General features: G+C 68.7%; 25 protein-coding genes. 13 read left to right on the plus strand and 12 right to left on the minus strand.

The features are described from left to right. Positions 1-58 precede the first annotated feature (58 nt). Entirely contained in the window at positions 59-742 is a 684-nt protein-coding gene (locus IPI43_17835) for a hypothetical protein (protein MBK7775961.1), read from the plus strand. Here the strand turns inward: IPI43_17835 and IPI43_17840 are convergent. Genes IPI43_17840 through IPI43_17855 form a run of 4 tightly spaced genes read right to left on the minus strand, consistent with a single transcriptional unit; the run spans position 739 to position 7,020 of the window. Next, the gene (locus tag IPI43_17840; GenBank protein MBK7775962.1) at positions 739-1,872 is read right to left on the minus strand and encodes a hypothetical protein; all 1,134 of its coding nucleotides are present in this window, start codon (positions 1,870-1,872) and stop codon (positions 739-741) included. The two genes, IPI43_17835 and IPI43_17840, sit on opposite strands and share 4 nt — an antisense overlap. A gap of 14 nt (positions 1,873-1,886) precedes the next feature. Beyond that, entirely contained in the window at positions 1,887-3,350 is a 1,464-nt protein-coding gene (locus IPI43_17845; GenBank protein ID MBK7775963.1) for a cytochrome P450, read from the minus strand. Between the two features lie 23 nt (positions 3,351-3,373). Further along, complete coding sequence (locus tag IPI43_17850; GenBank protein MBK7775964.1) at positions 3,374-4,045, minus strand: DUF3261 domain-containing protein; 672 nt, start codon at positions 4,043-4,045, stop codon at positions 3,374-3,376. Next, a complete protein-coding gene (locus IPI43_17855) occupies positions 4,042-7,020 on the minus strand; it encodes a hypothetical protein (protein MBK7775965.1) in 2,979 nt (992 codons plus the stop codon). The genes IPI43_17850 and IPI43_17855 overlap by 4 nt, the downstream gene beginning before the upstream one ends. Positions 7,021-7,442: 422 nt before the next feature. On the opposite strand from IPI43_17855, the gene IPI43_17860 reads away from it, so the two are divergent. Beyond that, positions 7,443-7,790 carry a hypothetical protein gene (locus IPI43_17860; GenBank protein MBK7775966.1) on the plus strand — a complete coding sequence of 116 codons (348 nt, stop codon included), beginning with the start codon at positions 7,443-7,445 and terminating at the stop codon, positions 7,788-7,790. A 21-nt stretch (positions 7,791-7,811) separates the two neighbouring features. On the opposite strand, the gene IPI43_17865 is transcribed toward IPI43_17860, so the two are convergent. The 6 genes from IPI43_17865 to IPI43_17890 form a co-directional block, all read right to left on the minus strand. After that, positions 7,812-8,726: a 1-acyl-sn-glycerol-3-phosphate acyltransferase gene (locus IPI43_17865; GenBank protein ID MBK7775967.1), complete on the minus strand. Its 915-nt coding sequence runs from the start codon at positions 8,724-8,726 to the stop codon at positions 7,812-7,814. Then, positions 8,723-9,991: a beta-ketoacyl-ACP synthase gene (locus tag IPI43_17870; protein MBK7775968.1), complete on the minus strand. Its 1,269-nt coding sequence runs from the start codon at positions 9,989-9,991 to the stop codon at positions 8,723-8,725. The genes IPI43_17865 and IPI43_17870 overlap by 4 nt, the downstream gene beginning before the upstream one ends. Beyond that, positions 9,988-11,586 (minus strand): tryptophan 7-halogenase, encoded by a 1,599-nt coding sequence (locus IPI43_17875; protein MBK7775969.1) that lies wholly within the window; start codon positions 11,584-11,586, stop codon positions 9,988-9,990. Before IPI43_17875 ends, IPI43_17870 begins: the two co-directional genes overlap by 4 nt. Before the next feature lie 143 nt (positions 11,587-11,729). Further along, positions 11,730-12,473, minus strand: coding sequence for a methyltransferase domain-containing protein (locus IPI43_17880; GenBank protein ID MBK7775970.1), 744 nt, complete (start codon positions 12,471-12,473; stop codon positions 11,730-11,732). Between the two features lie 63 nt (positions 12,474-12,536). Continuing rightward, a complete protein-coding gene (locus IPI43_17885) occupies positions 12,537-13,175 on the minus strand; it encodes a response regulator transcription factor (GenBank protein ID MBK7775971.1) in 639 nt (212 codons plus the stop codon). Next, positions 13,168-14,403 (minus strand): sensor histidine kinase, encoded by a 1,236-nt coding sequence (locus IPI43_17890; protein MBK7775972.1) that lies wholly within the window; start codon positions 14,401-14,403, stop codon positions 13,168-13,170. The genes IPI43_17885 and IPI43_17890 overlap by 8 nt, the downstream gene beginning before the upstream one ends. Positions 14,404-14,564: 161 nt before the next feature. On the opposite strand from IPI43_17890, the gene IPI43_17895 reads away from it, so the two are divergent. The 11 genes from IPI43_17895 (at position 14,565) to IPI43_17945 (ending at position 23,911) form a co-directional block, all read left to right on the plus strand. Next, positions 14,565-15,071 carry a hypothetical protein gene (locus IPI43_17895; GenBank protein ID MBK7775973.1) on the plus strand — a complete coding sequence of 169 codons (507 nt, stop codon included), beginning with the start codon at positions 14,565-14,567 and terminating at the stop codon, positions 15,069-15,071. Between the two features lie 116 nt (positions 15,072-15,187). Further along, positions 15,188-16,207: a hypothetical protein gene (locus IPI43_17900; GenBank protein MBK7775974.1), complete on the plus strand. Its 1,020-nt coding sequence runs from the start codon at positions 15,188-15,190 to the stop codon at positions 16,205-16,207. A 161-nt stretch (positions 16,208-16,368) separates the two neighbouring features. Further along, positions 16,369-17,451 (plus strand): ferredoxin reductase, encoded by a 1,083-nt coding sequence (locus tag IPI43_17905; protein ID MBK7775975.1) that lies wholly within the window; start codon positions 16,369-16,371, stop codon positions 17,449-17,451. Between the two features lie 18 nt (positions 17,452-17,469). Continuing rightward, positions 17,470-18,672, plus strand: a complete 1,203-nt coding sequence (locus tag IPI43_17910; protein MBK7775976.1) for an acyl-CoA desaturase — start codon at positions 17,470-17,472, stop codon at positions 18,670-18,672. 96 nt (positions 18,673-18,768) lie between these two features. Continuing rightward, the gene (locus tag IPI43_17915) at positions 18,769-19,182 is read left to right on the plus strand and encodes a tryptophan 7-halogenase (protein MBK7775977.1); all 414 of its coding nucleotides are present in this window, start codon (positions 18,769-18,771) and stop codon (positions 19,180-19,182) included. After that, on the plus strand, positions 19,155-20,564 hold the full coding sequence (locus IPI43_17920) for a hypothetical protein (GenBank protein MBK7775978.1): 1,410 nt from the start codon (positions 19,155-19,157) through the stop codon (positions 20,562-20,564). The genes IPI43_17915 and IPI43_17920 overlap by 28 nt, the downstream gene beginning before the upstream one ends. Before the next feature lie 64 nt (positions 20,565-20,628). Then, complete coding sequence (locus tag IPI43_17925; GenBank protein ID MBK7775979.1) at positions 20,629-20,829, plus strand: hypothetical protein; 201 nt, start codon at positions 20,629-20,631, stop codon at positions 20,827-20,829. A 3-nt stretch (positions 20,830-20,832) separates the two neighbouring features. After that, complete coding sequence (locus IPI43_17930) at positions 20,833-21,291, plus strand: hypothetical protein (GenBank protein ID MBK7775980.1); 459 nt, start codon at positions 20,833-20,835, stop codon at positions 21,289-21,291. Then, positions 21,288-22,193, plus strand: coding sequence for an HTTM domain-containing protein (locus IPI43_17935; GenBank protein MBK7775981.1), 906 nt, complete (start codon positions 21,288-21,290; stop codon positions 22,191-22,193). The genes IPI43_17930 and IPI43_17935 overlap by 4 nt, the downstream gene beginning before the upstream one ends. 27 nt (positions 22,194-22,220) lie before the next feature. Continuing rightward, positions 22,221-23,153: an ABC transporter ATP-binding protein gene (locus IPI43_17940; protein MBK7775982.1), complete on the plus strand. Its 933-nt coding sequence runs from the start codon at positions 22,221-22,223 to the stop codon at positions 23,151-23,153. Then, the gene (locus IPI43_17945; GenBank protein MBK7775983.1) at positions 23,150-23,911 is read left to right on the plus strand and encodes an ABC transporter permease; all 762 of its coding nucleotides are present in this window, start codon (positions 23,150-23,152) and stop codon (positions 23,909-23,911) included. The genes IPI43_17940 and IPI43_17945 overlap by 4 nt, the downstream gene beginning before the upstream one ends. An 8-nt stretch (positions 23,912-23,919) precedes the next feature. On the opposite strand, the gene IPI43_17950 is transcribed toward IPI43_17945, so the two are convergent. Together IPI43_17950 and IPI43_17955 are read right to left on the minus strand one after the other, a co-directional pair. After that, entirely contained in the window at positions 23,920-24,297 is a 378-nt protein-coding gene (locus IPI43_17950; GenBank protein MBK7775984.1) for a zf-HC2 domain-containing protein, read from the minus strand. Further along, the gene (locus tag IPI43_17955) at positions 24,294-24,911 is read right to left on the minus strand and encodes a sigma-70 family RNA polymerase sigma factor (protein ID MBK7775985.1); all 618 of its coding nucleotides are present in this window, start codon (positions 24,909-24,911) and stop codon (positions 24,294-24,296) included. The genes IPI43_17950 and IPI43_17955 overlap by 4 nt, the downstream gene beginning before the upstream one ends. Positions 24,912-25,115: the final 204 nt, after the last annotated feature.

A 25,115-nucleotide genomic window follows, 5' to 3' on the forward strand; every position in this document is an offset into this window, starting at 1 on the left:
GGGACGGAGATACACGTCGCGCTGGAAAAGGCAAAGAGGGCGCGTGTAGCCTGCGCGAATGCTCACACGCGTCGCCGAGGGTCTCCATGTGGTCGCTGCACCGCAGCGCTTCCTGTTCTTGGAGCTGGGCACCCGCATGACGGTCATCGAGCTCGAGGGCGGCGGCGTGGCGCTGCACTCGCCCGTGCCGTTCGACGCGCACCTGGCCGACGAAGTGGCCCGCATCGGCGAGGTGCGCTGCGTGATCGCGCCCAACGTGTTCCACCACCTGCACGTGGGGCCCTGGCTCGCGGCGTCTCCCGGCGCCGTGCTGTGCGCGCCCGAGGGGCTCCGCAAGAAGCGCCCCGACCTGCGCATCGATCACGCGCTGCGCGGCGATGGGGCCGTGCCCGAGGTGCTGCGCGGCACGCTCGAGGGGCTGCACATCAACGGTTGTGACCTCGACGAGACGGTCTTCCTGCACGCGCGCACGCGCACCGTGGTGAGCTCGGACCTGACCGAGAACTTCGGCACGTCGCCCCACCTGCCCACCAAGCTGTACCTGAAGGCCGCGGGCCTCGAGCACCAAGTTGGTTGGAGCCGCCTGCTGCGTGTGGTGTATCGCGACCGCAAGGCCGCGCGCGGCAGCGTGGAGCAGCTGCTCGGGCGCGACTTCGACCGCATCGTCATCGCGCACGGCAACCTCATCGAGCGCGGCGGCAAGGACGCGGTCCGCCAGACGTTCGGGTTCCTGGGGCTCTAGCTTACGGCGGCGTGGGGCGCGCTCGCGGGGCGACCCATGAACCACAGCGCCCCCACGCCCGGCAGGCGCGTGGTCCCGGTCAGGCCGCCTTCGAGGGGGTGGCCCGCCAGCAGCGCCTTGGTGCTGTCGCTCATGCCGAACTTGTAGAGCGACACCCCGTGGAGCTGCGCGAAGAGCGGCGCGCGGATCAAGGTCGCGATGCCCTCGTCGGTCATGGCGTTCGAGTCGATCCACAGCCCGCGCAGCTTCGGCAGCGAGGCCTCGGCCAGCGCGTGCGCCGATGCATCCGTGAGCTCGCAGCTCGAGATCCACAGGTCCTCCACGCAGTCGAGCGCGCCCGCCTTCAGCAGCGCCAGCAGGCCCGCGTCGCGCATGGGGTTGCACGACAGGTGCAGGCGACGGGCCTTGCGGAGCTTCGGGGCGAGCGTCGTGATCGGCAGACGTCCCAGTCGAGCGTCGCGCAGGTTGACGTGCTCGAGCTCGCCCAGCCGCTCGAAGAGCCCCTGCGCCCCCTGCGAGTCGAGCGGGCTGCCCGTCAGGGTCAGGTCCAGCAGATGCGGGATGCATGCCGCCTGGGCAAGCGCCTCGAGGTCGCTGCGGTCGAAGCAGGAGCCTTGGAGCTCGAGCCCCAGCAGATGGGGAAACGCCTGGCCCAGCTCGCGTGCCACGGCCACGCGGGTGGCCGGGCTGAAGCGCGCCCCCGGTAGGGAGAGGTCACGCCACGCACGCGTCGGGCCAATCCACTCGAGCGCGCGCGGGTGCAACAGGTGGCTGGGCAAGCACAGGGCGCTCAGCTCGACGCCCCAGCGATCCACACCCGGGAACGTGCTCAGCATGCTGGAAGCGAGCGTGTCGATGCCCCACAGCGACAGCGCGCCCGCGTAGCGCACGCGCGGGTCTGGCTGCTCGAGCCAGCCCGTGAGCTGCGTGTGCTCTGTGACCACCTCCTCCTGCATGTCCCTGTCGAAGTGACCGCGCTTGTCCACGCGCGAGGTGGCCACCCAGCCGAGCGGCACCTCCCGCGCGCCCGCCGGGAACGAGTGCAGTAGCGCCAGATCCTCTGTGTCGAGCTCGGCCTTGGCCTGGAGGCGCCACCAGTCGTGGCGGGGATCACCCTTGGTGTAGAGCACGCACCCAGGATAGCTCAGCTCTCCTTGGGGACTCGAATGAGAACTTTCCGCTCGTGAAACCGAACACGCACGCCTTCCGGTTGCATGGTGAACGCGAGCACCTCTCGGACGCTGGCAGGGTCGACCGCCTCGAGGTCGAAGCGGCGCACGATCATGGCGAGCACCATCGCCGCTTCGAGCAGCGCGAGCCCGCGACCAGGACAGACGCGTGGGCCCGAGCCAAAGGCCATCAAGGCACGAGGGTTGTGGGGGCGTGTGTCTTCCGGAGCGTGTGAGAGCCAACGCTCGGGTCGGAACGAATCGGGGTCGCCGAAGTTCGCGGGCGACGTCGAGATGAGGCGGGTCAAGACCGACACCATCGCGCCCTTCGGCACCATGACGCCTCCGATGACGGTGTCTCGCGTCGTCTCGAGCCCCGCGAACGGCGCAGGTGAACGCAGTCGCAGACTTTCGTGGACGATCGCGTCGATGTACTGGAAGTGCTTCGCCTGTTCGAGCGTCGGCACGAGCGCGTCGCCGAGCGCGGCGTCGACCTCCGCGCGCGCATGCGCGAACACGTCGGGACGTGTCGCGAGGTAGTGCAGCGCCCAAGCGACGGTGTTCGCAGTCGTATCCTCTCCTGCGAGCAGGACCGTGAACACGTTGGCGATGATCTCGTCGTCCGTGAGCGGATGCTCGGCTCCCTCTTCGTCATGCGCGCGAATCATCGATTCGAGCAGGGTCCTCGAGCGGTGGCCGGGGGCGGGCGGCGAGTCGTGCAATTCCGCGCGTCGCTCCTCGACCAACGTCTTCATGAACGCGTGCATCTCGGTCACCGCGCGGTTGAACGACCGATCCAGGAACGGGAGGTACCTCCAGTAGCGAATCGGCGAGAAGAGCCGACGATTGATTCCGCGGAAGACCTCTCCCAGCTGCTTCTGCAGCGTCCCGTCACCGGCGCCAATCGAGTCGAAGTCGCGTCCGAAGGCGACGCTCGTGGTGATGTCGACCGTGTAGCGCATGAGCTCCGCGACGACATCGAGCACGTCGCCTCTCGCGGCGGCGTGGCTCAAGTGATCCGAGAAGCGCGCCGTCACGCGCTCGATCGCTTCGGCGAACGAATCGAGGTGGGCGGCGTGAAAACTCGGATTGATCAGCCGCCGTTGCCGGCGCCAGTCCTTCCCCTCGGCGGCGAAGACGCCGAGAAGACCGATCGCGCCCAGCTCCTCTTCGATCGCCATGAATCGACGGATCGCGTCGGGCCGGTCCTGGAAAACGCTGCGCGCGACCTCTGCGTCCACGATGCCGATTCCGGGCCGCCCGAGAAATCGATATCCGAAGTTGCGACCGTGACGCAGGGCTATCGCCTCCAGGTCGAGATGCGCACGCTCGGGCTTGAGGCTCAGCACAATCCCGAAGTACGGAAGCCCCGGCTCCTGCGGCAGGTCGGAGAGGCGCCCTGCGCTCGACGCGACCAGGTCGGTTCGTTCGGTGCCCATGGAGCGCTAGCGTAACAGCTCTCTCAGAGCGCTTCCCAGCTCAGCGTGCGCACCCGGCCCGTGTAGCCGAACCAGCCGTTCTCGAACGTGGTCTCGTCGGGAGGGCGCGCCGTGTGCGGAGCGCCCGCAGCGAGCCCCTCGCCATAGCGCACCACGATCGCGCCCGCGGGCGCGCCGTCCAGCCGCTCGAAGCGCCGCTCGGTCACGCCGCTCGGGCCCACGTGCTCGCGCACGCGCTCGCCGTCGCGCTCCACCTCGCGCCAACCCGCAGCATCAGGCTCGGCGCTGCCCGCGCCCTGGAACCACGTGCGGTGGATGTCGTGCAGGATGTAGCGCGGCGGGAAGGGCAGCTCCTCCGGCATGAAGCTCTCGAAGGTGATCTCGTCGCCACGCTGGGTGAGCACGAACGCGCGCCCGCCGTGCGGGGCGAGGCCCAGCAGCACCAGCTCGTCGCCGCGCTTCTGCAAGATGGCGCGGAAGGTGTTCTCACCCTCGGCGTGGGTCATGGTGACCTCCTGCTCCATCATGAAGTCTGGGCCCAGCGCGGAGGGCGGCTGCAGCACAGTGGGGTACGCGTTGGCCAGCTGCTCCGGCGTGGCCGTGGCCACCGTGGGCGGCGCGCAGCCCGCTGCCAGGAGGCCTGCCAACAACGAGGCGACCGCGAGACTCGAGGCCGTGGAGAGAGCGTGGCTCACGGTAGACCCAGCACTGCGACGGGAGTCGTGGTTCGCACGGCATGCGGGACCCCGAAGTCGCCGTGGCCCCAGCAGCGGGCCGTCCCGCCGGCCAGCAACGCGCACGCGCCCCCGTTTCCCAACACAACGTCTTGGATGGTGAGGCCCGCTGGGAGCGCGGTGACCAGCGTTGGGCTCTCGCGAGGTGCGCTCGTCCCATCACCCACCTCGCCTTGGCGATTGAGGCCCCAGCACACCAGTCGGTTGTCCGTGCGGAGGGCGCAGACCGTCTCCGTCACCCCCGACGGGTCTCCGAACACACGCGTGGCCGTCAGACCGGGGATGGTGACCACACCTGCGGCGCTCCCGGGCCCGTTCCCCAAGAGACCAGCCCCGTCGTTGCCCCAGGTGACGACCGCTCCGCCGCCCACGATCGCGACACCGCCACCGCTGCGCAGCGCGAGATCGGTGATGCCCGTGGGCATCGTCAGTGTGATGGGCGTCGTGGTGTAGGAGACCCCGTTCATGGGGTCGTTGACGCGACCCCAGCAGCTGGCCGAGCCGGACACGCGCGCGCAGGCGACGTCGTATGCCTCGACCAGCTGCTGCGCACCCGTGATGATGGACTCCGGGGCCGCCACGCCGTCGCAGCAGGAGCTGCCGAACTCACGGCTACCCCAGCGGTAGACCGTGCCGCCGCTGGTGAGCGCGCCCCGGGCGTTCGAGGACCCAACCAGTGTCGTGACACCCGACGCCAGGCCGGAGACGTTCACCCATCCGCTGGACAGTGTTCGCGGTTCACCGTTGCCGAGCTGACCTTGGTCGTCGCCACCTTGGCAGCGCACTCCGCCTCCAGTGGTGCGGTGGCAGACCCCGCCCGCTGCCAGCGAGAGCACATCGGTGGCTCCGTCCGCGCCGCTCTCGATCACCGTGGAGGAGATGTGGTAGACGCGTCCGCCCGCAGTGACGAAGTTCGAAGGGGAGATGTGAGTGATGCCCGTCAGCGGAACCTCGACCGCAGTCGCACGAATTGGGCTCGTACCCCCGCCCGTGAAGTAGAACGAGCCCCAACACGAGACGTCGTCGCTCGCGTCGAGTGCGCATGCCCAGGTGGGACCCGAAGCAACCTGGACGGCATCATCGAGGCCCACCACGGCAACGGGCGAGGACCTGTTCGTGGTCGTGCCATCGCCCACCTCCCCCGAACCGTTGGCGCCGACACAGAGCACCTCGCCGCCGCCTGTCACCGCACAACGCTCAGACCCTTGTGCTCCGCCGGTGTAGCCCGTCACGGTGCTTCCGCACACCATTTCGCCCGTGGGGCGTAGCCCGCAGCCCTTGTCGTCCAACCAGCGAAACGGTGCAACCGTGGTTGTCAGTGTCGGCGTCGCGCTGGTGTGCGAAGACCAACAGACCCGGCTGCCCGTCGCGAGCAGCGCGCAGACCTGAGCACCACTGCTACCGAGCTGGATGGCCGTGGTCACGTTGGTGATCGTGCGGGTCATGGTGCCGATCTGGACGAGCGCGCCAGCGGTCGTCAGCACGTAGTGATTCCACCCACTCGACCCGTCCCAGGCCGCCACGCCGTGACGTACATCGGTGCGGCCGAGGTCGGTCGCGAGGTACGTTCCGTCCGCGCTCGCCTCGATTCGATATGCGCGCCCGGCGCTGGTGACGACGAGATTGCCGCGGATCTCGACGGCCCCGACGATGCCCGCGACCGGCGTGGCGGTCTGCCGGAAGCGCCCCCAGCAGTGGACCGCTCCGGCCCGGATCACGCAGGTGAAGCCGTGGCTGCCGCTCAACCGGAAGGTGGGTTCGTACGCCGTCGCGATGCGCTGCGGTCCCGTCTCGGTTCGGCACGCGCTCTCACTACACACGAGACTTGTCCCACACGCAAACCCACAAGCGCCGCAGTGCGCTGCGGTGATGCGGAGGTCGACCTCACATCCATTGGTCGGCGTCGAGACGTTGTCGCAGTCGTCGAACCCGGTTGCGCAGGTCGCCGAACACGCCGCAGCGCCCGTGCAGGTGGCGCTCGCCGGCACCACGTTCGGTGCTCCGCCACAGTGCACGTCCGGGCCGCTGCCCTCGTCGGTCGAGCCGTCGCAGTCGTTGTTCCGCCCGTCACACAGCTCTGCGGCAGACGGGAAGACGTCCGCGCGCGCGTCATCGCAGTCGGTGCCGCCGCCGCCTGGGCAGGCGATGTCGGGGTACCCGTCGAGGTCGTCGTCCTCACCGCCAGACCCCGCGATCGCAAAGTCACGCAGCCCATTGCAGTCGTCGTCCACCGCGTTGCAGGACTCGGCTCGCCCAGGGTTCACCGTCGCCGTCGAGTCGTCGCAGTCGTACAGCCCGCGCTGCGGCGCGTAGCCCGCAGGCTCCATGCAGGCCTCGATGGAGTCGCCCATGACGCCGTAGTCATCTCCGTCGACGTCACGGTAGTACGTGATGCGAGCAAACCCCTCGTCGGTGTCGCCGTTGCAGTTGTTGTCGAGGCCGTCACAGTCCTCGCCGCGCGCGGGGTTCACCGACGACCGCGAGTCATCGCAGTCGAGGTTGTCGTCCGAGTAGCCCGGAGGCCGCGAGCAGTCTTCGCGCGGCGTGCCGTTCGGGTTTCCATACCCATCCATGTCGGAGTCCGGCCAGTACGGGATGCGTCCGCCCTCGTCGACAGCGCCGTCGCAGTCGTCGTCGATCAGGTTGCAGGGAACCTCGGCGACGTTCGGGCTCACCCCGCTCTCGGTGTCATCGCAGTCACCGCCCACCACCTCGCCCGGCAGCACCCGCACTCTCGTCCCGCACGAAGGCGCGGGGCCACGATAGATGTTGCCGCACGTGCTGGCGTTGAAGCCATCCCCGTCGGAGTCGGCGTCCCCCACGGTGCAGAAGTCGCAATCCTCGTCCACGCCACGGGTGTCACAAACGTCGGTTGCACCGGGGAAGCGCGCGGAGTCCATGTCGTCGCAGTCGCTTCCACCACACTCGATGGACACGATCCCGTCGCTGTCTGCGTCCGTCTCGCACGTCAGGACGCACTCGTCCGCGTCCTCATCGCACTCTCCCGTGCAAGCCGGACGCGCGGCAACGCACCCGTCCTCATCGGCGTCCGGGTGCTCCGGGTCGCATGTTTCCACCCCATTGCAGAACAGCCCGTCTTCGCAGGCTGAGCCGCAGGCGCCCGCGTCGGGCCCGGGGGTCGGGTCTCCGCCGCACCCCACTCCTCCAACCATCAGGACCGCGAGCAACCAGTAGCGACTCATAGACTCGTGCTCCCCACGTTCGGACAACCGCGCCAGAATGGCGTGCTCGCCACGCGAGTGCAAGCCACAGCCCTCGTCTGTCTCGGGCGCTCGTCGGGCATCGCGACGGTCACGAACCGCTTGCCCATGCGGCGTTCGCCCCGCAGCATCCCGGCATGTTCGACAGCGAGTTCGAGTTCGGGGAGCTGAGCTGGGAAGCGGCAGACACCAGCGTGCGCGTCTCCGTGGGTGTCCCCGCCACGCTGCGCTACTTCGACGGGCACTTCCCGCACGACCCCATTGTCCCCGGCGTGGCGCAGCTGGGTCCCCTCGCCGAGACTCAGGCGCGCCGTGCTTGGCCCGAGCTCGGCGCCATCGGCTCGGTGAAGCGCCTCAAGTTCATGCAGGCGCTGCGGCCCGGTGACGCGCTCACGCTCACGCTCACCCGCGCTGGCGACAAGGTCACCTTCGGCCTCTTCAACGGAGACCTCGAGTGCACGCGGGGCACCCTGGTCTTCGCCTGAGCGCGGCCACGCGACCGAGGCTCAGCCGCCGGTGCTCTCGGCCAGCCGCAGCACCTCACGCCGCTCGATGCAGCCCGCCCAGCAGGCAGCCAGGTCGTCGCGCACGCGCGTTCGCAGCAGCTCGGGGTCGCTGATGCCGCCCAGGGCCGGGTCGGTCTCGATGACCTCGCGCACCTCGAAGCGAAAGTGCGTCTTGCCTTCGGGCACCTGCCAGAAGTGATGCGTGCGGTCCAGGATGGGCCGGTTTACGTCCACGAAGACCGACACGATGGGCACCTTCGCCCGCACGGCGGTCTCGAAGGGGCCCCGGCGAAACCGGCGCAGCCCGTGGCGGAACGAACGCGAGCCCTCGGGGAAGCAGACCAGCGGGTGCCCGGCCTGCACGTGCGCCACCATGCGGTCGAGCGCGGGGGTCTCGGTGTCGTCGCCGTCTTTCGCAGGCGCGCCGTCGGCGGGGATGTAGTTGGTGGAGCGCAGCACCAGCGCAAACGGCCCGAAGTTGTACCACTCCCACTTCACCATGCTGGTCAGGCGCGGGAACGAGTGCAGCATGAAGGGCACGTCGATCATGGTGGGGTGGTTGGCCACCACCACGTAAGGCCGCCCCTCGAGCCCCTTGGGCGGCACGGGCATCTCGTAGGTGACCAGCTGGATGAGCTTCAACCAGAAGAAGTACGCGCCGAAGCCGCGGGCTACGAAGGCCGTGCAGAGCGCCCGGTAGCGCTTCACGTTGAAGAGCACCAGCGGAAGGAAGAGCGGGACGAACAGCAGGCCCAGCAAGATGCTGCCCGTGAAGAACATGCCGAACGACACGAACGTGGCCACCGTGCGGATCGCCTGCCAGAAGCGCGCACCCGAGCGCCGTGTTTGCTTCCCCGGCCCCACGGGCGTCTCGCCGGCGGGCGTCCGCGCCGCGAGCGCGTTGCCCTCGCTCACGCGCTCACCGCCTCGCTCACGGGGGCGGGCCCCAGCAAGATGGACGTGTTGATGCCGCCGAACGCGAAGTTGTTGGTCATCACGATGCGCGGGCGCTCCTCGCGCACGCTGGTCACGTAGTCGAGCCCCTGCGCGCAGGCCGGGTCCACCTCGGTGAGGTTCTTGTTCGCGGCCATGAAGCCGTCGCGCATCATGGCCAGGCACCAGGCCGCCTCGATGGCGCCGCACGCGCCCAGCGTGTGCCCCACGTAGCCCTTGAGCGACGCAAACGGCACGGCGCGCTGGAACACGTCCCAGGTGGCCTGGCTCTCCGCCACGTCGCCGATGTCGGTCCCGGTCCCGTGCGCGCACACGTAGTCCACGTCGCCTGACGCCACCCCCGAGTCGGCCAGGGCCAGCTCCATCACGCGCTGCATGCCGCGCTTGTCGGGCGCCGTGAGGTGCGCGCCGTCGCAGTTGCTGGCGTAGCCCAGCACCTCGGCCAGGATGTGTGCCCCGCGCGCCTTGGCCGAAGCCAGCGACTCCAGCACCAGCGCGCCGCCGCCTTCGCCGATGACCAGGCCGTCACGCGCCTTGTCGAAAGGCCGCGGCGACTCACCCGGGCGGTCGTTGTACTTGTGGCTGGTGGCCATCAGCAGGTCGAAGGTGACGCCGCTCATGTAGTGCATCTCTTCGGCGCCGCCGCAGATCATGATGTCTTGCACGCCCGCGCGGATGAGCTCGTAGCCCCGGCCGATGGCCTGCGAGCTGCTGGTGCACGCGCTGCACGTGGACTCCACCCGGCCCTGCACGCGGAACACGTGGCCCACGTTCACGGCGCAGGTGTGCGTCATGAGCCGGAAGTACGAGTTGGACTCGAGGCCCTTCATGTTGTTGTTGGTGACCAGCGGCATGCTGAACGCTTCGGTCTCGCTGCCCGAGCCGCTGGTGCTGCCGAAGGCCACCCCCACGCGGGGCGAGCGCAGCTCCTCGGCGCCGAGACCAGCCTGCGTGACGGCCTGCTCTGCCGCGTGCACCGCCAGCATGGCCACGCGGCCCATGGTGCGGCGCTTCTTGCGCGAGTAGAGCGCCTCGAAGTCGAGCCCCTCGACGGTGGCGCCCAGCCGCCCCAGCATGTCGGTCACCTTGTCCCACTCGGGCATGAAGCGGATGCCGCTGCGCATGGCGCGCAGGCCGGCCACCGACTCTTCCACCGAGTTGCCGATGGGAGTCGTGGCGCCCATCCCCGTGACGACCACGCGCTGCGCGTCCGAGCGCGCGCTCATTCGTCTTCGGTCCCGAGCTGCGTCCAGGCGTCGAACAGGTCGCGCTCGCCCTTCAACATCTCGTCCAGGAAGTCGGCCTTCCCGCCGAACAGCTCGCGCAGCATGGTCTGCGTCTTGGCGAAGACCTCTTCGCTGCGCGCGTTCACCTGACGGCGCTTGCGCATCTGGCCCACGGGCTCGAGCACGCCGAAGGTGGAGCGCCCGTCCAGCGAGTGCTTGCCTTGGTTGCCCTTGAAATAGTCACCGCGCGCGTGCAGCTCCTTCGCGGCGCCCCGGAAGAGCGCGCGGAAATTCTGCATGGTCTGGATGCCCCACTCCTTGCGGCGCAGCTCCCCGCGCAGCCACTTCTCGTCGAGGTGCAGGTCCGACACGTACGCGTCGAAGATGAGGTTGTAGTACAGCGCCGTGTCGAAGAAGATCTTGGCCCGGAAGAGGTCGTAGCTCCCGAAGGTCTCGTACATCTGGTCGTAGATCGCCATCGTGGTCTCGAAGCGATACTTGATGAACGCGTCGTAGAGGTCCGAGCGCGAGTGCACGGCCTCCGTGGTCTCTCCCTTGAAGTCGCGCGTGATGAGGTCCGCCGTGAAGTCGTTCCCCAGCGCGATGAAGTCGCTGCCCGGGCTGTAGAACGGGTCGGTGAAGGCGCCCGCGTCGCCCACGCACGCCCAGCGCTCGGCGCCGGAGTAGAAGCGCTTGGTGCGGTAGGCCAGCTGGTTGTACGCGCCGATGTCGATCATCTTCGCGTTCTCGATCATCTTGGCGGTGGCCTTGTGCTTGTTGATGAAGGCGCGGAAGCCCTCCTCGCGGGCCATGCCGCGGTCCCACTGACTCTTGTCGCACACGATGCCCACGGACGTGATGCCCTCGCGCAGCGGGATGAACCAGATCCAGTAGCCCGGGTACATGAAGTGCGTGGTGGAGAGCATGCGGCTCGTCCAGCGCGCGCGCTTCTGCCACGCCGGCGCGTCGATGGCGTCCATGTCCAGCACGTCGGTCATGCGCGCCCAGCTAGCGGCGATATGGTGGCTGGGCTCGGGGATGCGCAGGTCGCGTGCCTTGGCGATCAGCCCGGGACGACCGGTGGTGTCCACCACCCAGCGCGCCTCCCACTGGCTCTGCGCGGGCGAGCCGGCCTGGTCCTCGGTCACGCGGAAGCGGTGCGGTCCGCCGTCGCTCGCCAGCTCGAGATCCGACACCTCGGCCGGCATGTGCAGGTCCACGCCGGCCGCGCGGTTCATCTCGATGAGGTCACGTTCGAGGCGCGCGCGGTCCAGCTGGAAGCTGGGGTACGGGGGTAGAGAATCGACGCCGATCTCGCTCATCTCCGTGAGCTCCGAGTCGCGCTCGGGCGTGTCGAAGAAGAAGCGCAGGCCGTTCTTGGGCAGGTGCTCCTTGTAGGTGTACGTGGACAGCCCCATGCGGCGGATGAGGTAGTGCGTGGCCACCTCCACCGTGGACTCGCCCACTTTGTAGCCACGCGTGGTGGACTTCTCGAAGACCGCTACCGAGACACCGGGCGTGTGCTTGCGCAGCTGGAGGGCAAGCAGGTTACCAGCCAGGCCACCACCGAGGATGGCGACGTCGACCTTGGGCATGAAGGAAACTCTCCTGAGGAGGGGGTGACCCGGTTCATAGCGTGCCCTGCGGCGAGCGTCCATGCCGCCGGGGCGGGCACTTCTTGGCACTCCTCGGAGTAGCTGACGGTGAGGTGGATCAATCGCCGGGGCGGGGCAGGCCTCTAGCCGCCCGGCCGGGTGCCGACCACCGCGTACTGCCGGCTGTTGCCATAGGGCGACAGCGCCACCTCGAACCCAGCGCCCTCCAGCGCCTCCATCACGCGCTCGGGCGGCATGCGAAAGTGCATCGGCGGGCCGTCGGGAGCGTCCAGGCGCGTCTCCACGATCAGCACGGATCCACCCGGGGCCAGCGCACGGAGGAGGTTCTGTGCGTAGAGCCCGCGGTGCTCGATGTGGTGGAAGACGTTCACCATCACGGCGCGGTCGAGCGAGCCGTCCGGCACACCGGGGCCGGTGGTGGGCGCGAGCAGCGGCTCCACGTTGCTCCATCCGCTCGTGCGGGCGCGCTCGGCCACCCAGTCCACCATGGAGCGCTCCACGTCGATGGCATACACGTGTCCGCTCGGGCCGGCCGCCTCGCTCAGGTAGCGAAGCAAGTAGCCCGTGCCCGTGCCCACGTCGGCCACACGCATGCCCGGCTCGATGCCCATGTTGGCCACGAGCACCGCCGGTTGCTGCCAGGCGTCCCGCTCGGGGCTCTCCCACGCCGCAGCGTAGGCCGCGGGGTCGTCGAAGTGGTGCTGGTGGCCGTGCTGCGGGTGGCCATGCTGCGGGCGGCCATGCTGCGTGGGTTCGGCGTGGTGGTCCTCGGGAGGCGCCGACGCGCCGCAGCCCGCCCCCAACGTGGGCGACAGCGCTAGGGCCAAGAGACAGACGGGGCCCCGCGATGACGTGCTCGATGCCATGGGGTCACTGTGCCACGGGGTCGCGGGCTGCGCTGTCCGCTCGCGAGGTTGCAGTCCACTCGCCTAGCGACGAAGTCCCCAGCGCTCGGCGTAGCGCACCACATCCACCAGCGTTGCGGCGCCCAGCTTGGCCTTCACCTTCTCCACGTGAGCGTAGACCGTGCTCGGCGCGAGGGAGAGCTCGAAGCCAATCTCTTTCGGGATCTTCCCGTCCACCAGGAGCTCGAAGACCGCGTTCTCGCGCTCCGTCAGCGACTCGTGCGGCGCAGACAGGTCACCCACTCGGTTGGCGAGCGCGCGCAGCGAGTCGCTGATCCACTCCTTGTCCGCGCACACGGCCAGGATCGCGTCCAAGAGGTCCGTCACGGAGTCCGACTTGGACACGTACCCGCGCGCACCCGCGCGGACCATGCGGGCCACGTAGTCGTCCGGGACCTGGTGCGTGAAGAGCACCACCTGAGGCCCGCGCGCTCGCACCTCGCGGACGGTGCCCGCGCCCTCCATGCCAGGGATCTGCACGTCGAGGACCACCACGTGGACGCGCGGCGTGTGGCGTAGCGCCACCAACAGCGCGTCCACTGTACCCAGCGTGCCCACCACCTCGATCCCCGCGTGGGGCGCCAAGTAGCGACGCACCCCCTCGGCGACGATGGGGTGGTCATCCGCCACCAGCACGCGAATGGGCTGCGGAGGCTCAGACACCGCGCGACCTCCTCACAGGTAGCTGCGCCGCGATCGTCGAGCCGCCCGGTCCGGATTCCACCGCGATCACGCCGCCCACCGACTCGACGCGCTCGTGCATGCCCAAGAGCCCGAACCCCGCCTTCCGGCTGGCCACGTCGAAGCCCTTGCCGTCGTCGATGACGCGCACCACGAGGTGCTCGTCCTCGTCGTAGACGCTCACCTCCACGGTGGTGGCCGATGCATGCTTCAGTGCGTTGGTGAGCGCCTCCTGCACCACGCGGTAGATCACCTCGCCTTGCTCGGGGGACACGGCAATCGGGGCAATGCGGCGGACGCAGCGCACCGACGCGCCCCGCTCGAGCAGGATGCACAGGCGCTCGAGTCGCGCCGCGAGCGACGCGTCCTCGGGGGCCTCCCGCAGGGTGCTGATGATGCGTCGCGAGGAGAGGTCGAGGGAGCCCAGGAGCTCCTGCAGGTAGTCGATGTCACCCCCGACGACGCGGCCCTGGGCCGCCCGATGCTCGAGGCTCTTCGCCTCCATGCGGGCCGCGGTGGTGAGCTGCGCGAGGTCGTCGTGCAGCTCGCGCGCGATGGACCGCCGCTCCGCCTCCCGGGCCTCGTCGAGCACCCGGCGCTCGAGCTCCATGGCGAGCGCGTAGCGCTCCATGGTGGTCTGGTAGCCCGCGTGGCCGAGGATGATGCTGATCACCACGTCGGCCGTGAGCGAGACCAGCGGGATGTGGATCATCGGGTAGGAAAAGTAGTGTGGGAACGCCACCAGGTAGGTGAGCGCGAACGCGAGCGGCGGCACCACCGCCAGGAAGACCCGCGCATGAATGCGGCAGGGCATGATGGTGGTCACCGGTGGGAAGAGATACGCGGCGTAGAAGTAGGGGCCGTCGAAGCCTCCGAGCGAGCCGAGGTGGATGGCCACCGACGAGGCCAGCGGGATGAGGAAAAAGCCGACCACCACGCTCGGGTGCCTTCGTGCCGCGGGCAGGTAGCGCATGGTCGCCGCCGTCGCGAGGCCTATCCCCATCTGCACCGGTATCCAGCGCGCCCCCACGGCGTTCTCCGGCCGGCCCGCCAGCACGATGCGGCCGATGATCCATCCCACGGTCAAGATCGCGATCAGCACGTACGCCGCCAGCTCGATGCGGCGGCGCAGCGTCTCTCTCATGACGTCCTCGAAGCCCGGGGGAGGCGAGGCACGTAGCGCGGCGGGTACGCTGGCGGTGACGGTCATCGGTGGTGCCGAGTATGCGTCACTCGTTCCTTCCCCGCGCAGTCACCGGAATTATTCCTATGGCCCTGCGGACGCCCGCTCCCGATATTTCGAAGCTCAACCTCCCTGGAGTGACGATCAAGATGAAGACGACCAAGCGACTCTTTCTGATGCTTTGTGTGATGGCTGCCCTCGGCTGCGGCGGAGGCTCTGCCGCGTCGTCCGAGACCGAGAGCGACGAGACGTCCGGCGGCGAAGAAGAGGAGGCCGTCGACCTCTCGCCCGAGACGCTGCTGTCGCGCTACGAGAGCAACGGCCGCGCGCTCCAGCGCGATTGGTCACCCGGCTCGGAGGTGGCCCAGCACGCCGATGACGCCATGTCCGTGCTCCGCACCTATGCCGACGGGCGCGGCTACGTCGAGACCTTCCTCACGCTCGAGGTGGTGTCGGCAGACTGGTCGGTGGGCCGCCATCGTGCGACCGGCATCGTGACGAATCGGAGCATCAACGCCATCGTCATCGCGCGCTTCCCGGACGGTCACTGCATGCAGTACGCCGGCAGCTTCTTCCAAGAGGCCGTGGGCGACGACTTCGCCGATCAGCTCACCACCCAGGGGCTCGGCGGAGGCGTCCGCGTGCCCTGCGAGATGGCCGACGTGGTCGCGCAACGGGACCACATCGCGCAGTGACGCACGGCGCGGAGGCGTCGCGCTGCCGGCTTATCGAGCGGACGAGGTGGGTGTCCGAGCCATGCTATGTTTCACCTCGTGCCCGCGCACGGCGCGGCATTCGAGAGGGACCGCTCATGAGAAACGCCTCGTTGCTCGTCGCCGCCTTTGCGTTTCCGTACGCGCTCGCAGGCTCCCCGTCCGTGGTGCTCGCATGCTCCGGGGTGTTGTGCAGTGCGCCCTCCGGGCACCCGGCCACCGCGACGCTGCCCGCCAACGCCGGCGGCGTCTTCCTGAATCCCGGCGGCGGCACGCTCGCCGAGCCGTTCCCGCCGCCGTCGCTCCGAATCACGCCTCTCGGAGGCGCCCCGGCCGACGCGCCCACTTCGGTGCAGGACCAAACCATCGGACCCTTCCACCGTGTCGCCGTGCGCACCTCGGACACCCTACCGGTCGGCGCCACGCTCACGCTGCGAGCCGCCGACCGATGCAACGAGTCGTCACCGGACGCGGGGACGCTCGAGCTCGCCGACCTTCGAAGCTGGACGGTCACGAGCGCGGTGCCCCTCCCGACCGAGCTCGGAACCATCGGCGTCGACGTCACGCCATCCGGCACGGTTCCGCAGGCGACCACAGCAGGGTCGTGCGACGAGCCGGTTCGAACGAGTTACGCGTCGGTGACGCTCGCGCTCGCATCCGGGGCAGCGCCCTGGGGCGATACGTTCGTCTACGAAACGCTCGTCGATGGGATTGTGTTCTTGCCCGTCGTGACGCTCTCGCCGTTCAACTCGTACTCGTCCCAGTCGCAGCTCTTCGGATCTTCCTGGGTGGGGCGCGGCGTCGATCGCGTGTTCGCGCGCTGCGGCGACATGCTGACGGGCGTCGAGGAGGGCTCCCACACCATCGCGATGCGCGGCCTCCTCCCCGACGGCACCGAGGTCGTGACACCCTCGGTGCAGGTCACCCTGAGCTGCCCACCGGACGGGGGCACTCCCTATCCCGACTCCGACGCCGGCATGACGACGATGCCCCAGGAGTCGAAGGGGCTCTGCGCTGTTGGCGGAACAGGCGCTCGAGATCGGAGTTCGATCGTGGGTCTCACGTTGGCTGCCCTCGTGTTGCTCCGCAGTCGCCGACGCAGGGCGCGCCGCGCGTAGGGTCTCGCAACGGCCTTGCGCCGTAGCCGGCCCTGGGGTGACCATGGCGGGCTCCCTGCGGTGACGCACCACGACAAAGCCCGACGACAGAGTGCTTCCCACCCGGAAGCAGGGAGTTCGATGTGACCCACGGCCGACCCGACGCGCCGCCCCCGCGTTCCCTGCTCTCCGTCATCTCACGCATCACCGATCTGTTCGCCTATCCGCTGCGCACCTCGCACTACGTGGAGCTGGTCAACCCCTTGTGGACCAGTCACCAGCTGCAGGCGCGCGTGGTGTCGGTGTGGGACGAGACCCGCGACGCCCGCACCATCACGCTGCGGCCGGGTCTGAACTGGCGCGGCCATCGTGCCGGCCAGCACGTGCGCCTGGGCTTTGCGGTGGGTGGCCGCCACTACACGCGGACCTACACCATCTCGTCTGCGCCCGAGCGCCCGGATGGCTGCTTCACCATCACCGTGAAGGTGGTCGACGGCGGGCGCATCTCGCGGAACCTCGTGCGTGATCTGCAGCCTGGCGACTACCTCCCCATCGGCCTGCCACAGGGGGACTTCTACCTGCCCGACGCACAGCCGGTGAAGCCGCTGTTCATCACGGCCGGAAGCGGGATCACGCCGGCGATGAGCATGGTGCGCAGCCTGATCGCGCAGGAGCGCCTGCCGGATGCGGTGCACATCCACTACGCACCGCATGCGTTCGACGTGATCTTCGGCAAGGAGATCGAGAAGCTCACCGAAGAGCATCCGCGCTACCAGTTCAAGCCGGTGTACACCCGCGAGCTCGGGGAGGAACGTCGGGTGGAGCGCCACTTCAGCGCCGCGCAGCTCGAGGAGCTCTGCCCGGATTGGCGCACCCGCGAGTGCTACGCGTGTGGTCCACAGGGGTTGCTCTCCTCGGTGGAAGAGCTCTACGCGGAGGCGGGCCTTGCGCGTCACCTGCACGTGGAGCGCTTTCAGGCCGCATATGCCTTGGTGCCCGACGGCGCGGTGGGTGGCGCGGTCTTCTTCCGCAAGGCCGGCGTCACCGCGCAGGCCACCTCGGTCACCCCCTTGCTGCGTGTGGCCGAAGACGCCGGCATGAACCCCGCGCACGGCTGCCGCATGGGCATCTGCCACGCCTGCGACACCACGCTGCTGTCCGGTTGCGTGCGCGACCTGCGCAACGGCCAGGTGATCCACGAAGCCGGCACCATCGTGCAGCCCTGCGTCTGCGCCGCTGCCGGTGACTGCGAGCTGGACCTTTGATTCGATGAGGACGACACCATGAGCGCGAACCCCCTGCCCATCTCCCTCACGCCCGCACAGATCGACGAGTTCGGCCGAGAGCTGGATGCCATCCGCGACGAGGTCATGGACTCGCGCGGGGAACGTGACCGTCGCTACATCCTGCGGCTGATCAAGACGCAACGCAGCCTGGCCCTCAGCGGCCGCGTGCTGATCTATGCCGCGCTGTTCTTGCTGCCCGCGTGGGGTCATGCCTTCGCTGGCTGGGGGGCTTCCCTGGCGGTGATGGGGCTGGGCACCTTCATGCTGGGCATCGCGAAGATCCTCGAGAACATGGAGATCGCCCACAACGTGCTGCAAGCGCAGTGGGACTGGATGAAGGACCCGGAGATCCAGTCCAACACCTGGGAGTGGGACAACATGAGCCCCTCCGACCGCTGGATGCACTCGCACAACGTGGTGCACCACACCTGGACCAACGTCATCGACAAGGATCTCGACGTTGGCTACGGCATCCTGCGCGTGACGCCAGCGCAGCCCTGGCAGCCGAAGTTCCTGGCTCAGCCCCTATACGCCTTCCTGTTGATGCTGCTGTTCGAGGAAGGCGTCGCGCTGCACGAGCAGGCGCTCATCGACGTGGCCGAGAAGCGCAAGACGCCGGAAGAGGTCCGGCCGCTCATGCGCCACATCTTCCGCAAGATGGGCCGGCAGGCCCTCAAGGACTACGTCATGTGGCCGCTCGCGGGGCTGCTGGTGGCGCTGCCGATCTCCGCGTTCGTCGACTTCTCGCCCCTGCTGGTCTTCGGCTTGGTGGCGGGTGCCAACGCCATCGCCAACATCATCCGCAACATCTGGGCGTTCATGATCATCTTCTGCGGCCACTTCCCGGCCGGCGTGCACACCTTCACCGCCGCCCAGGTGGACGGCGAGACGCGCGCCCAGTGGTACATCCGGCAGCTGCTGGGGTCCGCGAACATCGGCGGCGGCAAGCTGTTCCACATCCTCTCCGGAAACCTCTCGCACCAGATCGAGCACCACCTCTTTCCGGACATGTGCAGCAATCGCTACCCGGAGGTATCGCCGCGCGTGCGCGCGCTGGCCGTCCGCTACGGGCTGCCCTACAACACGGGTTCGCTGACGCGGCAGTTCGGCACCACGGTGTGGAAGATCGTGCGCTACTCGTTCCCAGGGGGGAGCGACATGATCCCCGTGGGTCTCACTCCCGGTCCCGGACGGCCGTGACGGAGCACGTCATCGAGGGCTCCCAGGAGCGTTGACCCGGGTCACACCCCCGGAGATTGCAGCCGCCCTCCGGCCACATTACGTTGTGGTCCCCATATGACCCCCACAGCGAGCCCCTCCCAAGCCGACTTCGACCTCGTCATCTGCGGTGGAGGCCTTGCGGGCCTCGCCCTGGCCCTGCAAGTGCGTGCGGCGCTGCCCTCGGCGCGCGTCGCCGTCATCGAGCGCATGGCCCGGCCGCTGCCCATGGCGTGTCACAAAGTGGGTGAGTCCGCCGTCGAGCTGGGTTCGCACTACTACTCGAAGGTGCTGGGCCTCGCGGACTACCTCGAAAAGAACCACCTCTTCAAGAATGGCCTGCGCTTCTTCGGAGGAGACGGCCGCGAGCCGCTGCACACGCGCACCGAGATCGGGCCCACCGAGTTCCCGGTCCTGCACAGCTACCAGATCGACCGCGGGCTCATCGAGACCGACATGCGGCCATGGTCGAAGAGGCCGGCGCCACCCTGATCGAGGGTGCCTTCGTGGGCGAAGTGACGCTCACGCCGCCGGGCGAGCTCAACCGCGTGGCGTTCAAGCACGCCGACGGCACCGAGGCCGAGTTCAGCTGCCACTGGGTGACGGACGCCAGCGGCCGCACGCGGCGCATCCAGAAGCAGCGCGATCTGCGCATCCCCGCCGACAAGGTGGCGCACGCCGCGTGGTTCCGCATCAAGGGTCGCCTCGGGCCCGGCGATCTGGTGCCCAAGAGCGAGACGGCCTGGCACGCGCGCGACGTGGACGACAACCGCTGGCTCTCCACCAGCCACCTCATGGGCACGGGCTACTGGGTGTGGCTCATCCCGCTCTCCACGGGGCTCACCAGCGTGGGCGTGGTGGCCGACTCGCTGCACCACAAGCTCACCGACTTCAACAACGAGGAGCGCATGCGCGCGTGGCTCGAGCGCTTCGAGCCGGCCGTGGCCAAGGCCATCGAGGAGCGCGTGTTCGAGGACTTCCTCGCCTACAACAACTACTCCTACCGCAGCACGCAGTGCTTCTCGAACGAGGGCTGGAGCTGCGTGGGCGAGGCCGGCCTGTTCATCGACCCGCTCTACAGCATGGGCAACGACTTCATCGGGCTCAGCAACACCATCACCACGCGGATGTTGCGCGAGCAGCTGGAGGGCACGCTCACCGAGGAGCTGGTGCAGGAGTTCGACCGCTTCTACCTGAACTGGGCGCGGGACATGGACCGCACCCTGTGCGGCAACAGCAAGGTCTTCCCACACTCGCGCATCTACGGGGCCAAGCTGTGGTGGGACTTCGCCATCTACTGGTCGTTCCACTGCCCCTACTACTTCGACAAGGCGCACCAGGCGCCGCTCGACGAGCTCAAGCGCTTCCACGCGCTGCGTGACCCGTGGGCCGCGCTCAACCGGCGCGCGCAGCACGTGCTCGAGACCTGGGCGGCGCTCATGCCCACCGAGCACAGCAACGGCCCGGCGCACATCCCGATCCCGATGTACCCCTCGGTGCTCGTGGACCTGCACCTCGAGCTGGCGAAACCGCACACGCGGGAGGAGAGCCTCGCCGGCATGTCGCGCAACCTGCCCATGGGCCGCGACCTGGTGGGTGAGCTCATCGCCCACGCGCTGCGCTCGCTCGGCTCCGAGCGCGCCCGCGAGTTCGGCGAGCGGGTGGGCCACGGCCCGGACCTCGAGCACGGTCTCGAGCTCACCTGGGACCGCGTGCAGGCCGATTCGCTGCCTCGCAAGGAGCGCAACGCGGCCATGCCGCCCATCGGCCGTGACCTCGAGCGCGCCCTCGGGCGCGACGCGAGCGAAGAGCCCCTGGCCGACCTCTACGCGCTGGCGTTTCCCCAACACGTGGCCCTGCGCAGCGCGAGCTGAACAGCGCCGTCGCACAAGACCTGGCGGACCTCGCCCATCTCGAGCAGCTCGTCACGAGGGACGCATGAGCACACCGCCCAAGGGCTACGTCTACACCGTGTCCGCCGAGCAGATCCGCGTGTTCTCGGCCCTCTCCTTCGAGCAACGCTTCGAGTGGGTGGAGTCCACGCGCGCCCTCCTGGTGGAGGCGGCCACCCCCGAGACCATCGAGCGCATCAAGCGGCTGCGGCGCGGGGAGTCCATCGTGGCCCCGCCCTCGAAGTAGCTCATGACCCTCGCCTCGCCGAAGGAGCGCGCTCTCGCGTACGTCGTCTCGTTGCTGGCGCTTGGGCTGGTGCTCTCGCCGCTGCTGCGCCACCCGGACGAGGACAGCTTCCCGCTCAGCACGTTCCCCATGTTCTCGCACGAGCGCCCGCGACGCATGACGCTCACGCACGCCGTGGGAGTGGACGCGCAGGGTGAGCGCACGCCTCTGCCGCCACGCGTGAGCGCCGACACCAGCGAGCCGCTGCAGTCCATGCGCACCATCGAGCTCGCCGTCCAAGCGGGGCGCGCGCGTGCGCTGTGCACCGAGATCGCGGCGCGGGTGGCGGCTCGAGCAGACCTCGCACAGCAGCAAGACGTGGAGGTCGAGACCATCGCCTTCGACGCCGTGGCCTACTTCGACGAGGCTCCCCCGGATCCCTACATTCGCCGCGTTCACGCCCGCTGCCCGGTGCCGCGATGAGCGCCCTCGACCGCTTCGTCATGCCGGCCACGCCCGCGCTCCGCCTCGCCACCCTGAGGGCGCTAGTGGGCACCTACGGGCTCATCTACCTACTCATCCGCCTGCCGCACTTGCTGAGCTACGCGCTGACCGACGCCACGCGCTTCGTGCCGGTGGGCCCCGTGTCGCTCCTCTCCTCCCCGCTGCCGCCGGACATCCACCGCGCCCTGGTGGCGCTCACCATCGTCACCAGCGTGACCTTCTGGCTGGGCTACCGGCACCGCGTCCTCGCGCCGCTCCACGGGCTCTTGCTCACCTGGGTGCTCAGCTACACCAACAGCTGGGGGATGATCCTCCACACGGACAACCTGTACCTGGCGCACGTGCTGGTGCTGGCCTGCTCGCCCGCGGCGCACGCCCTCTCGCTGGACGCGCGCGGACAGGCCCCGGTAGTCCCGCACCCGCGCTATGGCTGGGCCCCGCGTCTCATGGTGGCACTCGCCGCCGCCACGTATCTCCTCGCGGGCATCGCCAAGCTGCGCAACGGCGGGCTGCACTTCATCGAGGGCGACACGCTGCGCAACCTGGTGGCGTTCGACAACGCGCGCAAGATCGAGCTGGGCGACATGCACTCCCCGCTGGGTGCGCTGCTGCTCGACCACCCGCGCTTCTTCGCGACGATGGCCATCGGCAGCCTGCTGCTGGAGCTGGGCGCGCCGCTCGCATTGTTTCGTCGCATCGGTCGCCCATGGGCCATCGCCATGTGGGGGTTCCATGTCGGGGTGCTGCTGCTGATGGCCATCGGCTTCGTCTATCCACTCACCTTTGTGGCGTTTGTCGCGTTCTTCGACGTGGAGCGACTGTGGCAGCACCGGCCCTTGCGTGCGCTGGCAAACAAGCTGGGTCTGGGTCTTGCGGACTGAGCCCCCGCGCACCAGGATCCTCCGCCCATGTCCCCCCAGACCATCCTCTCCATCAGCGGGCTCGGCAAGACCTACGCGTCTGGTCTGCGCGCCCTCGACGACGTGAACCTGGACATCCAGCGCGGAGAGATCTTCGCGCTGCTGGGGCCCAACGGCGCGGGCAAGACCACGCTCATCGGCATCGTGTGCGGCATCGTGAAGCCCAGCGTGGGGAAGGTCACGGCGGACGGCCACGACATCGCCACGGACTTCCGTGAGGCGCGCGCCAAGATCGGGCTGGTGCCCCAAGAGCTGGCCACCGACGCGTTCGAGTCCGTCTGGGCCACCGTCACGTTCAGCCGCGGGCTGTTCGGCAAGCCCAGGGACCCCGCGCTCATCGAGCGCATCCTCCGAGACCTGTCGCTCTGGGACAAGCGCGACGCCAAGATCAAGACGCTCTCGGGCGGCATGAAGCGCCGCGTCATGATCGCCAAGGCGCTCAGCCACGAGCCCACCATCCTGTTCCTGGACGAGCCCTCGGCCGGCGTGGACGTGGAGCTGCGCCGCGACATGTGGGAGCTGGTCCGGCGCCTGCGCGACCAGGGCGTCACCATCATCCTCACCACGCACTACATCGAAGAGGCCGAGGAGATGGCCGACCGCGTGGGCGTCATCCGCGGTGGGAAGCTCATCCTGGTGGAGGACACGCGCACGCTCATGGACAAGCTGGGAACCAAGCAGCTGCGCCTCGAGCTGCAGCAGCCGCTCGAGGGCATCCCTGCGGACCTGGCCGAGTACGCACTCGAGCTGGTGGGCGACGGTCATGCGCTGGTCTTCACCTTCGACGCGCAGCGTGACGAGACCGGCATCGCGCCCTTGCTGCGCCGCCTGCACGAGCACGGCATCGACTTCAAGAGTCTCCAGTCGAGCGAGAGCTCGCTCGAGGAGATCTTCGTCCGCCTGGTCCGGGAGGAAGCATGAACCGCCACGCCATCGCCGCCATCTACCGCTTCGAGATGGCCCGTACCTTCCGCACGCTCATGCAGAGCATCGCGTCGCCCGTGCTCTCCACCTCGCTCTACTTCGTGGTGTTCGGTGCCGCCATCGGCTCGCGCATGGGTGAGGTGGATGGCGTGCCCTACGGCGCCTTCATCATCCCCGGCCTGGTCATGCTGTCGCTGCTCAGTGAGAGCATCAGCAACGCGTCCTTCGGCATCTACATGCCCAAGTGGTCGGGCACCATCTACGAGGTGCTCTCCGCGCCCGTCTCCTTCGTGGAGATCGTGTTCGGCTACGTGGGCGCCGCCGCCACCAAGTCCGTCATGGTGGGCACGCTCATCCTGGTCACGGCGCGGCTCTTCGTGGACTACGAGGTTCAGCACCCCCTCTTGATGCTGGGCTTCCTGGTGCTCACGTCGGTCACCTTCAGCCTCTTCGGCTTCTTGATCGGCCTGTGGGCCGACAGCTTCGAGCAGCTGCAGGTCATCCCGCTCATGGTGGTCACGCCGCTCACCTTCCTGGGGGGCAGCTTCTATTCCATCGACATGCTCCCGCCCTTCTGGCAGAAGGTCGCGCTCGTGAACCCGGTGGTCTACTTGATCAGCGGCTTCCGCTACAGCTTCTTCGGGGTGTCCGACGTGGGCGTGGGCGTGAGTCTCGGCATGATCCTGGGCTTCTTGGTCGTGTGCGCGGGGGTGGTGCGCTACATGATCATGACGGGGTACAAGCTGAAGAGCTGAGGCTGCCCCTAAGGCGCCAGCTCCTGCGCGAAGTGCAGAATGTACCAAGCGGTCCCGAGCACCAGCAGCATCACCGTCGCCGCGACCAGGGGCCACATCTGCGCGCCGCGCCCCACGTCGCGCGAGAAGCGGTCGCGGTAGAAGCGCCCACCGCTGCGGCGGCGCAGCTTGGTCTGCACGCCGCGCAGCAAGTCCACGCTCGGGGCCACGGCGGCGTCGGCCTCGGCGATGGCGGCCGTCTCGGACATCAGGTCGCGCAGCTCGGCCCACTCGGCGTGCAGCTCGGGGTGCTCGGCGAGGGCCGCGTCGAACGCACGCTGCTGGGCCACGCTCAGCGTGCCGTCGAGGGCATCGGGGAAGAGTTCGCGGGCTTCGTCGGGGGTCATGACTCACTCTCCGGGGGCGTGCGCTCGCCGTGCTGCAGGCGCTTCACCTTCTCCACCAGCGCCAGGCGCGCGCGGTGCAGGCGGCTCTTCACGGTGCCGGGGACGAGCCCGGTCACCTCTTGGATCTCTTCGTAGGACAGCTGCTGCACGTCGCGCAACACCACCAGCTCGCGCTGCTCGTCGCTCAGCTCGCGCAGGGCCAGCTGGATGATGCCCTCGGTCTCGCGCGCCTCGAGCGTCTGGTCGGGCCGCGCGATCTGGTGGCTGGTGTTCATGCTGGCGCTCTCGATGCCTTCGCGGTCGCCCACCTCGTCGAACTCCTTGTGCGACCCCCGCGCCCGCCGCTTCATGTACTTGAGGCGGTTCTTGGCGTGGTTGATGGCCACCCGGTAGAGCCACGTGCTGAGCTTGCTCTCCCCGCGGAACTGGTCGATGGACTTGAAGACCGTGACGAAGACCTCTTGGGCCAAGTCCTCGGCCTCGGCCTCGTCGCCCAGCATGCGGAAGACCACGCGATAGATGCGCCCTTGGTAGAGCCTCACCAGCTCATTGAAGGCCGCCTCGTCGCGACGACGCAGGCGCTCGACGAGCTGCTCTTCGTATCCATCGGGCATGAGCACGTGAAATTGGGCGGCCGCCGCGGCACGTTCGAGCTCCGTCAACGAGTCCACGGGGTGTGGACACCAACGCAGCGCGGCAGTTCCCGCGATAATACACGAAGCCTGCTGTCGGGCTTTGGTTGACGTGTGGGTGCCGGCTCCGCACGCTGTGCCCGTGCCTCCTGCCACCGCTCGCCCGTGCCCTCGACGCCGTTTCCG

Source organism: Sandaracinaceae bacterium (assembly GCA_016706685.1).
In the GTDB taxonomy this organism is placed as follows: domain Bacteria; phylum Myxococcota_A; class Polyangia; order Polyangiales; family Houyiibacteriaceae; genus JADJJE01.